This is a genomic window from Streptomyces sp. NBC_00388, from assembly GCF_036061255.1.
In the GTDB taxonomy this organism is placed as follows: domain Bacteria; phylum Actinomycetota; class Actinomycetes; order Streptomycetales; family Streptomycetaceae; genus Streptomyces.
Genome location: NZ_CP107948.1, coordinates 6,205,122 through 6,216,920 on the forward strand (window position 1 = coordinate 6,205,122; position 11,799 = coordinate 6,216,920).

11 protein-coding genes are annotated in these 11,799 nt (G+C 69.0%); 7 read left to right on the plus strand and 4 right to left on the minus strand.

Annotated elements, in window-relative coordinates:
- Positions 1–154: 154 nt before the first annotated feature.
- The gene (gcl, locus tag OG917_RS27595) at positions 155–1,939 is read left to right on the plus strand and encodes a glyoxylate carboligase (RefSeq protein WP_328320654.1); all 1,785 of its coding nucleotides are present in this window, start codon (positions 155–157) and stop codon (positions 1,937–1,939) included.
- 321 nt (positions 1,940–2,260) lie between these two features.
- Here gcl and OG917_RS27600 read toward each other — a convergent pair whose 3' ends face one another.
- From OG917_RS27600 to OG917_RS27615, 4 genes are all read right to left on the minus strand, one after another.
- On the minus strand, positions 2,261–2,827 hold the full coding sequence (locus OG917_RS27600; RefSeq protein ID WP_328322229.1) for an alpha/beta hydrolase: 567 nt from the start codon (positions 2,825–2,827) through the stop codon (positions 2,261–2,263).
- Between the two features lie 890 nt (positions 2,828–3,717).
- Positions 3,718–5,175: a catalase gene (locus tag OG917_RS27605; protein ID WP_328320656.1), complete on the minus strand. Its 1,458-nt coding sequence runs from the start codon at positions 5,173–5,175 to the stop codon at positions 3,718–3,720.
- A 194-nt stretch (positions 5,176–5,369) separates the two neighbouring features.
- The gene (locus OG917_RS27610; protein ID WP_328320658.1) at positions 5,370–6,260 is read right to left on the minus strand and encodes a 2-hydroxy-3-oxopropionate reductase; all 891 of its coding nucleotides are present in this window, start codon (positions 6,258–6,260) and stop codon (positions 5,370–5,372) included.
- Between the two features lie 35 nt (positions 6,261–6,295).
- Positions 6,296–7,117 carry a TIM barrel protein gene (locus OG917_RS27615; protein ID WP_328320660.1) on the minus strand — a complete coding sequence of 274 codons (822 nt, stop codon included), beginning with the start codon at positions 7,115–7,117 and terminating at the stop codon, positions 6,296–6,298.
- A gap of 125 nt (positions 7,118–7,242) precedes the next feature.
- On the opposite strand from OG917_RS27615, the gene OG917_RS27620 reads away from it, so the two are divergent.
- The 6 genes from OG917_RS27620 to OG917_RS27645 all read left to right on the plus strand — a co-directional run bounded on the left by OG917_RS27620 (position 7,243) and on the right by OG917_RS27645 (position 11,501).
- Positions 7,243–7,503, plus strand: a complete 261-nt coding sequence (locus OG917_RS27620) for a hypothetical protein (protein WP_328320661.1) — start codon at positions 7,243–7,245, stop codon at positions 7,501–7,503.
- Entirely contained in the window at positions 7,500–7,877 is a 378-nt protein-coding gene (locus tag OG917_RS27625) for a helix-turn-helix domain-containing protein (protein WP_328320662.1), read from the plus strand. The genes OG917_RS27620 and OG917_RS27625 overlap by 4 nt, the downstream gene beginning before the upstream one ends.
- 177 nt (positions 7,878–8,054) lie before the next feature.
- A complete protein-coding gene (uraD, locus tag OG917_RS27630; RefSeq protein ID WP_328320664.1) occupies positions 8,055–8,624 on the plus strand; it encodes a 2-oxo-4-hydroxy-4-carboxy-5-ureidoimidazoline decarboxylase in 570 nt (189 codons plus the stop codon).
- Positions 8,625–8,629: 5 nt separating this feature from the next.
- Positions 8,630–9,019 carry a hydroxyisourate hydrolase gene (gene uraH, locus OG917_RS27635; RefSeq protein ID WP_328320666.1) on the plus strand — a complete coding sequence of 130 codons (390 nt, stop codon included), beginning with the start codon at positions 8,630–8,632 and terminating at the stop codon, positions 9,017–9,019.
- A 7-nt stretch (positions 9,020–9,026) separates the two neighbouring features.
- Positions 9,027–9,950: a factor-independent urate hydroxylase gene (gene pucL, locus OG917_RS27640; RefSeq protein ID WP_328320668.1), complete on the plus strand. Its 924-nt coding sequence runs from the start codon at positions 9,027–9,029 to the stop codon at positions 9,948–9,950.
- A 165-nt stretch (positions 9,951–10,115) separates the two neighbouring features.
- Positions 10,116–11,501 carry an 8-oxoguanine deaminase gene (locus OG917_RS27645; RefSeq protein ID WP_328320670.1) on the plus strand — a complete coding sequence of 462 codons (1,386 nt, stop codon included), beginning with the start codon at positions 10,116–10,118 and terminating at the stop codon, positions 11,499–11,501.
- Positions 11,502–11,799 lie beyond the last annotated feature (298 nt).

The following is an 11,799-nucleotide window of genomic DNA, read 5'->3' on the forward strand; positions in this document are numbered from 1 at the left end:
GTGACGCAAGTCCGCCCTCCCTCTCTTGACGGCAGGCGGAGCCAGCTCTTACATTGCTTCCGTATAGCAGAAATGAACTTCCGTAATACGGAATTGGGCGATCTCAGGTTGGCGCGACAGGAGGCCCACTCCGACTGGCGAGCAGGAGTATTCAATGCCTCGTATGACCGCTGCCCGAGCGGCAGTCGAGATTCTCAAGCGCGAGGGCGTCAGCAATGCGTTCGGCGTGCCGGGCGCGGCGATCAACCCGTTCTACGCGGCTCTCAAGGCCGCCGGCGGTGTGCAGCACACGCTCGCCCGCCACGTCGAGGGCGCTTCGCACATGGCTGAGGGGTACACCCGTACCCACCCCGGCAACATCGGCGTCTGCATCGGTACGTCGGGCCCCGCGGGCACCGACATGATCACCGGTCTCTACTCCGCCACCGGTGACTCCATCCCGATCCTCTGCATCACCGGTCAGGCTCCGACCGCGGTGATGCAGAAGGAGGACTTCCAGGCCGTCGACATCGCCTCGATCGCCAAGCCGGTCACCAAGGCGGCGACCACCGTCATGGAGGCCGCACAGGTCCCCGGCGTCTTCCAGCAGGCGTTCCACCTGATGCGCTCGGGCCGCCCGGGCCCGGTCCTCATCGACCTGCCGATCGACGTGCAGCTCACCGAGATCGAGTTCGACCCGGAGACGTACACCCCGCTGCCGGTCTACAAGCCGGTCGCGTCCCGCGCCCAGGTCGAGAAGGCGATCACGCTCCTCAACGAGTCGGAGCGTCCGCTGATCGTCGCGGGCGGCGGCATCATCAACGCCGACGCCTCCGAGCTGCTGGTGGAGTTCGCCGAGCTGACCGGTACGCCGGTCATCCCGACCCTGATGGGCTGGGGCATCCTCGCCGACGACCACGAGCTGAACGCCGGCATGGTCGGACTCCAGACCTCGCACCGCTACGGGAACGCCACGTTCCTGGAGTCGGACTTCGTCCTGGGCATCGGCAACCGCTGGGCCAACCGCCACACGGGCAAGCTCGACACGTACACCAAGGGCCGCAAGTTCGTCCACGTCGACATCGAGCCCACCCAGCTGGGCAAGATCTTCGCCCCCGACTTCGGGATCGCTTCCGACGCCAAGGCCGCCCTGGAGCTGTTCGTCGAGGTCGCGCGCGAGCTGAAGGCCGCCGGCAAGCTCCCGGACCGCACGGAGTGGGCCGCATCGGCTCAGGACCGCAAGGCCAGGCTCCAGCGCCGTACGCACTTCGACAACGTGCCGATGAAGCCGCAGCGTGTGTACGAGGAGATGAACCGCGCGTTCGGCCCCGACACCCGTTACGTCACCACCATCGGGCTCTCCCAGATCGCCGGCGCGCAGATGCTGCACGTCTACAAGCCGCGCCACTGGATCAACTGCGGCCAGGCCGGCCCGCTGGGCTGGACGATCCCGGCCGCGCTGGGTGTCGCCACCGCCGACCCCGGTGCGACGGTCGTCGCGCTCTCCGGTGACTACGACTTCCAGTTCATGATCGAAGAGCTGGCTGTCGGTGCGCAGCACAACATCCCGTACGTGCACGTCCTGGTGAACAACGCCTACCTGGGCCTCATCCGCCAGGCGCAGCGGAACCTGGACATCAACTTCGAGGTCAACCTGGAGTTCGAGAACATCAACTCTCCCGAGCTCGGTGTCTACGGTGTGGACCACGTCAAGGTCGCCGAGGGCCTCGGCTGCAAGGCGATCCGGGTGACCGAGCCCGACCAGCTGCTGCCCGCCTTCGAGGAGGCGAAGAAGCTGGCCGCGCAGTACCGCGTGCCGGTCGTCGTCGAGGCGATCCTGGAGCGGATCACCAACATCTCGATGAGCGGCACGGACATCGCCAGCGTCAACGAGTTCGAGGACATCGCGACCGAGCCGGGCCACAGCCCGACCGCGATCCGTCCCCTGATCACCTCCTGACCTCGCGCGAACAGGGGCGGGCTGCCGGCAACGGCGGCCCGCCCCTGTTCGCGTTGGCCCGGGAGCCCCGGCCGGAGGGCGAGGGAGCGCGGCGCCCAGCCGGTGCGGGGGCCCGGCGAATGCGTGTTTGCGTGCGGGTCCGGCCGGGCCTCGGGCCCATCGGGCCGCACGCGCCGAGTGCGCCGAGGCCGTCGCCGTGTGGCGAGGCGTCAGCGGATGTGGGCGAGCACGTCGGCGACGTCCGCGAAGACCCTTTCTCCCGCCTCAGCGGCGGCGGGAGAAAGGGTGTCGAGGGTGAGGAATCCGTGGACCATCCCGGCCTCACTGCGGTGTCTGACGGGAACGCCCGCGTCGGAGAGCCGGGCGGCACAGGCGTCGCCCTCGTCCCCGAAGGGGGTCGTGCTCCGCGGTGACGACAACCGCGGGCGGCAGCCCGCCGAGGTCGGCGGCATACAAGGGGCTGACCCCGGGGTCGCCGCGCCGGGACGGGTCCGGGACCCATTGCTCGGCCCCCCACGCGACGTCGTCGGTCGTCAGCCCCCATCCTGTGGCCTTCGACCGTGCGCTGGGGCTGGAGAGTGTCAGATCGGTGCTGGGGTACACCAGGATCTGGGCGGCCGGCAGGGGCCCGCCCTCGTCGCGCAGACGCAGGCAGGCGAGCGTGGCGAGGTTCCCGCCGGAACTGTCGCCCATGACGACAGCCGGGCCTGAGCTCCCGGCGCGGGAAACGCCGCCGGCCGTCGCCCACCGGATGGCATCCACGCAGTCGTCGACCGCGGCCGGCCACGGGTGTTCAGGGGCCCGGCGGAAGTCGACGCTCAGCACGGCGGCGCCGGTCCTGAGTGCCAGTCGCCGGCATGCCCGGTCGTGCGACTCCAGATCGCCGATCGTTCACATCCCTCCATGGAGGAACACCACAAGCGGCCGGAGCGCCGCCGAAGGCCGGTAGAGGCGGGCCCCCACGGCAGCCTGCCCGACCGTCAGATCCTCGACGCGGGCGATCCCGGGGCCCGGAGGCCGGGCCCCGGCGCGGAGTCGCTGCGCATGCCGCAGCTCTGCCGCGCCTACGGCACGGGCGGGAGGCCCGGGGTCCTGTCGAACAGCCCTGATGAAGGCGGTGAGCCCGGCATCGGCGAGCGGTCGGTCGGTCTGTCGGTTCGGCCGTGCGGGCCAGGATGCCAGCCTGATCCGAACGATCCGAACGATCCGAACGATCCGGCTCCGGGACAGTCTCCTGGGCAAGGACCTTCACCAGCACTGCCCGCTGCCCGATCCGACGCTCTTCGCTCTTCGATCCGCGGCGGCTCTCCGGGCCGCGCTTCCGGCAGTTGCTCCCGTGGCGCCCGCCGCCCGGGGCTGTGGAGCCGCCGGGCCCCGGCATACGAAAAGGAGTGCGGAACAAGGGATCGTGGACCCTGTTCCGCACTCCGGCTCGTGCTGCTGTGTACCGCCCGGCGGCACGAGACTGGGCGCGACAGGACGTTCGCGCCGCCGGGCGGAGCTTGTGGTGATGCTCTTCGCGGTGGGACCGCGGTGCGGCATGCGCACGGTGGAACAGCAGGGGACCGCGGCGGAGTGCGATCGGCCGACCGGCCCCTCTCCTTCACATCAGGAGAGCGCCGGAGGAGCCTTGACCACCGCACTGGCATCGTCACTCCGCCGCGGTCCGCAGGCTTGTCCGGACCACCGGCCACCCCTCATCGGGACGGCGGACCGGACTGCGCCGATGACCTGACCTCCCGTCAAGTCACCTGCGCCGTCTATCGGTTCGGTACTGCTCAGGCCTCGCGCAGTGCGCGGACCGCTTCCTCGACGCGCTTGCCGTACTCCGTGTCGGCGGCGTGGAAGTGCGCGAGGTTCTTCTCGATCACCTGGTCGAGGGTGACCTGCGAGAGGCCGCCGGCGATGTTGGAGATCAGGCGCGACTTCTCGTCTTCCGACATCAGCCGGTAGAGCTCGCCGGCCTGGAAGAAGTCGTCGTCCTTCACGTGCTCGGCTGCGCCCTGTGCTCCGGTCCAGCCGGTCACGGCGATCGGGGCGGCCAGCGGCGCGTCCGTCTGGGCCGGGCCCGCGTGGGAGTTGGGCTCGTAGTTCTTGTCGTAGCGCGAGCCGTAGCGGGTCGCCATGGAGCCGTCGCGGCCGTAGTTGTCGACGGTCGCGTTCCGCGGGGCGTTGACCGGCAGCTGCGTGTGGTTGATGCCCACGCGGTAGCGCTGGGCGTCGGCGTACGCGAAGAGACGGCCCTGGAGCATTTTGTCGGGCGAGGGGCCGATGCCGGGAACGAAGTTGTTCGGCGAGAACGCGGCCTGCTCGACCTCGGCGAAGACGTTGTCCGGGTTGCGGTCCAGCACGAGGCGGCCCACACGCTGCAGCGGGTAGTCGCTGTGCGGCCACACCTTGGTGACGTCGAACGGGTTGAAGCGGTAGTCGGCCGCTTCGGCCGCCGGCATGATCTGGACGTGCAGCGTCCAGGACGGGTTGACGCCCCGCTCGATCGCCTGCAGCAGGTCGGTCTGGTGGCTGTTGCCGTCCTTGCCCACCAGTTCGGCGGCCTGGTCGGCGGAGAGGCTGCGAACACCCTGGTTCGTCTTGAAGTGGTACTTGACGAAGAAGGCCTCGCCCTGGGCGTTCGTCCACTGGTAGGTGTGCGAGCCGTAGCCGTTCATGTGCCGGTACGAGGCGGGGATGCCGCGGTCGCCCATCAGCCAGGTGACCTGGTGGGTGGCCTCGGGGGAGTGCGCCCAGAAGTCCCAGACGTTGTTGGGCTCCTGCTTGCCCGTGAACGGGTCACGCTTCTGCGAGTGGATGAAGTCAGGGAACTTGATGGGGTCCTTGATGAAGAAGACCGGGGTGTTGTTCCCGACGAGGTCGTAGTTGCCCTCGTCCGTGTAGAACTTCAGCGCGAAGCCGCGGGGGTCGCGGACCGCGTCCGAGCCGCCCAGCGAGTCGGCCACGGTGGAGAAGCGGATGAACGTGTCGGTGCGCTTGCCCACGCTGGAGAGGAAGTCGGCACGGGTGAAGCCGGTGACGTCGTCCGTGACCTCGAAGTAGCCGTAGGCGCCGGAGCCGCGGGCGTGGACGACGCGCTCCGGGATGCGCTCCCGGTTGAACCGGGCGAGCTTCTCCAGCAGGTGCTGGTCCTGGATGAGGACAGGGCCGCCGACGCCGGCGGTGGCTGAGTTCTGGTTGTCGGCGACCGGGGCGCCTGACTCGGTCGTAAGCACGCGCTTCGACATCGTGGACCTTCCGTACTGGGCTGCTGACGGCTTGAGGAGCGTAAATACGCTGCGAACGCCGCGTCAACAGTTTGTTGAAATTGAAGTGGAGGAGACCGGACCGCGGCAGCGCCTGGGCGCGACAGGACAGGTGTCAGCGCTGCCGCGGGCCGGAGTGCGGAGGGGGGCCGGAGCCCCGGATGCAGGACGGAGGGTCAGGCCTGGGAGCCGGACAGCCGCTCGACCGAGCGCAGCAGCGCGGAGTGGTCGAGGTTGCCGTCACCCTGCGCGCGCAGCGAGGCGACCAGCTGGGCGACGACCGCGCCGACGGGCAGCGCGGCGCCGACGTTGCGGGCGGCGTCGGTGACGATGCCCATGTCCTTGTGGTGGAGGTCGATCCGGAAGCCGGGCTTGAAGTCCCGGTTCAGGAAGTTGTCCTTCTTGCGCGTCAGGACCGTGGAACCGGCCAGCCCGCCGTTGAGGACGTCGAGGGCCGCGGTGAGGTTCACCCCGGACTTCTCCAGGAAGACCACGGCCTCGGCGCACGCCTGGATGTTGACGGCGACGATCAGCTGGTTGGCCGCCTTCACCGTCTGGCCGGCGCCGTGCGGACCGCAGAGCACGATGGTCTTGCCCAGCGCGTCCAGGATCGGCTTCGCGGTGTCGAAGTCGGCCTGCTCGCCGCCGACCATGATCGACAGTACGGCCTCGATGGCACCGGCCTCGCCGCCGGAGACCGGGGCGTCCAGGACCCGCAGGCCCTTCTCGCCGCCGGCCTTGCCCAGGTCGACCGAGGTCTGCGGGGTGATCGACGACATGTCGATCAGCAGCGCGCCCTGCTTGGCGTTCTCCAGGATGCCGTCGGGGCCGTACGCGATGGCCTCGACGTGCGGGGATGCGGGCACCATGGTGATCACCACGTCGGCGTCGCGCACCGCTTCGGCGATCGAGGACGCGGCCGTGCCGCCTGCGGAGGCAAGCCGGTCCAGCTTGTCCTGCTCCAGGGTGTAGCCGGTCACCGAGTAGCCGGCCTTGATCAGGTTCTCGGACATCGGGGAGCCCATGATGCCGAGGCCGATCCATGCGACCTTGGGGAGATTGCTCATGCGGGGTTCCTCTTTCAACACGCGGGTGAAGATGGTCAGTTGGGGAGCCAGCCGAAGGCGTCCGCGCTGGGGCGGTCACCCGGCTTGTACTCCAGGCCGACCCAGCCGTCGTAACCGGCCTTGGCGAGCCGGTCGAGCAGGTCCTCCAGCGGCAGCGAACCCGTACCGGGCGCACCGCGGCCGGGGTTGTCCGCGATCTGTACGTGGCCGGTCTGCGCGGCGTAGGTGTCGATGACCTCGTTGAGGTCCTCGCCGTTCATCGACAGGTGGTAGAGGTCGAGCAGGAACTTGGCGTTCCCGAGCCCCGTCAGGGCGTTGACCTTGTTGACCACGTCGATCGCCGCCGGTGCGCTCACCAGCGGGCAGAGCGGCGACTCCGGCTTGTTGAGCGCCTCGATGAGCAGGATCGCTCCCACCCGGTCGGCGGCGCGGGCCGCTACCGTGAGGTTCTCCAGGGCGAGCTCGTCCTGGACGGCCGGGTCCACACCCTCGACGCGGTTGCCGTACAGCGCGTTGAGGGCCTTGCAGCCCACCGATGCGGCGAAGTCGGCCGCCACGTCGATGTTGGCGCGGAAGCGCTCGGACTCCTGACCGGGGACGGAGAGTGCGCCGCGGTCCGGGCCGGGGAGCCGGCCGGCGTAGAAATTGAGACCCACCAGCTGGGTGCCGGCGTCGTCGAGCGCCTTTTTGAGCGCGTCGAGCTCGGCCTGCGGAGGGGTGGGGGACTCGATCCAGGGCCACCACAGCTCGACCGCCGTGAAGCCGGCCGCGGCGGCAGCCGCGGGACGCTCCAGGAGCGGGAGTTCCGTGAAGAGGATCGAGAGGTTCACATCGAAGCGCTGGTCCGTGTAGCCCATAAGGCGTTCGGCGCTCCTTCCGTATTGCGGAAGTTACTTTCTACTTGATGGAAGATTGCCTGCCGTCCTGCGGAGCTGTCAAGTGGGCCTGCCTTTTTTCCTGGCCCGCGCAGTAGGTTGTGCGCGTGCGATTGAGAGTGGAATTCACGACGGAGCCCTTTGATCTCGACGATGCGCCGCCGCATGCGGTGGTCGCGCGGGAGGTCATCCAGGCCGCCGAGCTGGACGCGGTGGACGTCGGGCCGTTCGGCAACACCGCCGAGGGCGGCTCGGACGCGGTCCTGACCGCTGTGGACGCGCTGCTCCGCCGGGCCCTGGGTGCGGGCGCCACCCGGGTCTCCCTCCAGGTGAACGTGATCGGGCAGGACGGGGAGGACGAGAAGTGACCGAGCCGGGAGACCACCCGCTCGTCGCCGCGGTGAAGCCGCTGGTGGACGCCATGGGGGCCGAGATCCTCGTACCGGGCCAGGCGACGGAGGACGATGTGGTGCTCGCCTGGGAAGGCGTGGATGTCCTGGCCGTGCGGCTGCCTCAGCTCTCGGACTCCCTCGATCACATCCTGGCGGGGCTGGAGCGCCGCCACGGGGTGCCGCTCGCGGAGCTCGACCGCAGGACGAAGCAGGCCGTGGTGCGGATACTGGAGGCGCGGGGCGCGTTCTCCGTGCGCCACGGCGTGGAGACGGTCGCCGGCGCGCTCGGGGTCAGCCGTTTCACCGTCTACAACTACCTGAACAGGGAAAACGTCGCCAAGGGCGACTGAGCGTCCCCGACGCGGCGGCACTGGGCCCCGCCGGAGCCGACAGCCGCCGTCCGGGATACCGGGCGGCGGTTTTTGTCTCACCAAGTTTTCAACAAAGTGTTGACGTGGTGTTTCCGAGGGCGTTAGCTATCCGCAGCCCGTCCAGCACAAGGCCCATACAAGGCCACGGAGGTCCCCGTGACTTCGAGTCCAGAGCGCTTGCCGGGGGAGAGCCCCGGAACCCCCGAGGGTCTTGCCCGGTTCAACACCCTGCGGGACAGCGCGGCGCGAGCCGTGCTCCACGAGGTCTGCGCCAGTTCGGTCTGGGGGAGCAAAATCCTCGCCCAGCGCCCGTACGCCACCACCGAAGCCCTCTTTCTCGCCAGTGACGCCGCCACGGCCGAACTGACCGAGGAGGACCTGGCCGAGGCGATGGCAGGGCACCCGCCGATCGGGCGGCCCAAACCCGGAGACCCGACATCCTCCCGTGAACAGCGGGGGATGGCCGGAGCGACCGAGGAGCTCAAGGCCGAGATGCTCGAACTGAACCTGGCCTACCAGGAGAGGTTCGGACATGTCTTTCTGATCTGCGCGACCGGTGCCACCGGCGAGCAGATGCGCGACGCGATGAAAGCCCGGTCCGGTCATACGCCCGAGCAGGAACGCGCGATCGTGCGCACCGAACTGGGCAAGATCAACCGCATCCGGCTGAACCTGGTCGCAGCGGCAGCCGCGGAGAACGCGGCGGCCGCGGAAGAAGGAGAGTGAAGGTCTTGAGCACGCAGACCACCGCCTCGGTGTCCACGCACATCCTGGACACCAGCGTCGGGCGCCCCGCCGGGGGTGTCGCCATCTCGCTCGGGGCCCGCAGTGGCCCCGCTGCGGAGTGGACGGCACTCGGCGGATCCGCGACCGACGCGGACGGGCGCTGCAAGGACCTGCCGGCCCTGCCGGAAGGAACCACCCACGTACGCCTCGACTTCGATACCGAGACGTACTTCTCCAAGAAACAAGCCGAGGCACAGCAGGACGCCCCCCGCGTAAGGGACAGCGGCGCTTTCTTCCCGGAGGTGGCGATCACGTTCGCCGTCGTCCCGGGTGAGCACTTCCACGTACCGCTGCTGCTCAACCCGTTCGGCTACTCCGTATACCGAGGGAGCTAGCACCGACATGCCCACGATTCTCGGCCAGAACCAGTACGGCAAAGCAGAGAACCGCGTAGTCAAGATCACGCGGGACGGCGACACCCACCACATCAAGGACCTCAACGTCTCGGTCGCCCTCTCCGGCGACATGGACGACGTCCACTACTCCGGCTCGAACGCCAGCGTCCTGCCGACCGACACCACCAAGAACACGGTGTTCGCGTTCGCCAAGGAGTACGGCATCGAGTCCGCCGAGCAGTTCGGCATCCACCTGGCGCGGCACTTCGTGACCACCCAGGAAGGGATCCACCGGGCCCGGATCCGGATCGAGGAGTACGCCTGGGAGCGCATCGCCACCTCCGACGCCAGCTCGCAGTTCATCGGGGCCGACGACGTGCAGCACTCCTTCGTCCGCAAGGGCCAGGAGCTGCGCACCGCCGAGATCACCTACGACGGTGAGAAGTGGCAGGTCATCTCGGGTCTGAAGGACCTGACGGTGATGAACTCCACCAACTCGGAGTTCTGGGGCTACGCCAAGGACAAGTACACGACGCTCAAGGAGGCGTACGACCGCATCCTCGCGACCGCGGTGTCCGCCCAGTGGCGGTACAGCTGGGCCAGCGACGCGGACCGTATGCCGAACTGGGAGAAGTCCTACGAGCAGAGCAAGAAGCACATGCTCCAGGCCTTCGCCGAGACGTACTCGCTCTCCCTGCAGCAGACCATGTACCAGATGGGCTCGCGCATCATCAACAGCCGCAGCGAGATAGACGAGATCCGCTTCTCGCTGCCGAACAAGCACCACTTCCTGGTGGACCTGGAGCCCTTCGGGCTCAAGAACGACAACGAGGTCTACTACGCGGCCGACCGGCCGTACGGGCTCATCGAGGCGACCATCCTGCGGGACGGCGCCGAGGCCCGTATCCCGGTCGACATGACCAACCTCTGATACCCGACCGGCGCGCCGCCGCCCGCCGCTTCCGCCGGCGGCGGCGCACCGGACCGGAATCGCTTCGCTTCACTACTTCGGCACCCGGAGCCACGCGGCTGCGGTACTCAAATCCTCCTGGGGTCCTGCCGTGCCCACATCGCTACTGCGAGAGAAGGTATCCCCATGGCAGCAACGGCAGCCGCGCGCACGGTCATTGAGAACGTAGCCATCGCGACAGTCGACGCCCACGACACCGAGTACGCATCGGGTCATGTCGTGGTCGCAGGGAATCGCATCGAATCCGTCGGCGCGGGCAAGGCCCCCGACGGGCTCACCGGCGTGGTACGCCGGATCGACGGCACCGGGCACCTGGTGACCCCGGGTCTCGTCAACACCCACCACCACTTCTACCAGTGGATCACCCGGGGTGTGGCGACCGACCACAATCTCTTCGACTGGCTCGTCGCGCTCTACCCGACCTGGGCGCGCATCGACGAGCAGATGGTCCGCTCGGCCGCGCAGGGATCCCTCGCGATGATGGCCCGCGGTGGTGTCACCACCGCGATGGACCACCACTATGTCTTCCCGCAGGGCTCCGGCGACCTGTCGAGCGCCGTCATCGGCGCCGCCGCCGAGATGGGCGTACGGTTCACGCTGGCCCGCGGATCCATGGACCGCAGCAAGAAGGACGGCGGACTGCCCCCGGACTTCGCCGTCGAGACCCTCGAAGGCGCGCTCGCGGCCACCGAGGCGACCGTCGACCAGCACCACGACGCCTCGTTCGACGCGATGACCCAGGTCGCCGTCGCACCCTGCTCGCCCTTCTCCGTCTCGACCGAACTGCTCAAGCAGGGGGCGGAACTGGCGCGCCGCAAGGGCGTACGCCTGCACACCCACGGCAGCGAGACCGTCGAGGAGGAGCAGTTCTGCAAGGAGCTGTTCGGGATGGGCCCGACCGACTACTTCGAGTCGACCGGCTGGCTCGGTGACGACGTGTGGATGGCGCACTGCGTCCATATGAACGACTCCGACATCGCCGCCTTCGCCCGCACCGGCACCGGCGTCGCCCACTGCCCGTCCTCCAACGCCCGTCTGGCGGCCGGGATCGCCCGCGTTCCCGACATGCTCAAGGCCGGCGTACCGGTCGGCCTCGGGGTCGACGGCACCGCGTCCAACGAGTCCGGCGAGCTGCACACCGAACTGCGCAACGCCCTGCTGATCAACCGCCTCGGCGCCCACCGCGAAGCGGCCCTCAACGCCCGTCAGGCGCTGCGCCTCGGAACGTACGGCGGAGCCCAGGTCCTGGGCCGTGCCGCGGAGATCGGTTCGCTGGAACCGGGGAAGCTCGCCGACCTCGTGCTGTGGAAGATGGACACCCTCGCCCATGCCTCCATCGCCGACCCGGTGACCGCGCTCGTCTTCGGAGCCGCGGCCCCCGTCACCCTCTCCCTCGTGAACGGCAAGCCCGTCGTCGAGGACAACCACCTGATCACGGTGGACGAGGACGCCATCGCCCGCTCCACGCGGGACGAGGCCCGGCGTCTGGCGCAGATCGCCGCCCAGGGCTGACGTCCGACAAGCTCCGGCCGGGGAGGACGGTCCCCGGCCGGCGGCCGCGAACCCGAGCGGGGTTCACGGCAGCCGTGACCGGGGGGTGTGTGCCCAGAGTGCATACGCCCTCCGGGGCGGTGACGTACCCGGAAGCCCTGCCCGGAACCCCGGGCCCCGCCCGGTACTTGACGCGTGACAACTGCAGTACCGCCTTCACCCCTCCCGCAGCCGCACCTGCATTCCGCACCACCTCCCTGACACCCACGTCACCGCTGACGTGTACCCGACCGGAGGAGCCACCGTGGCCGCCGAGCCC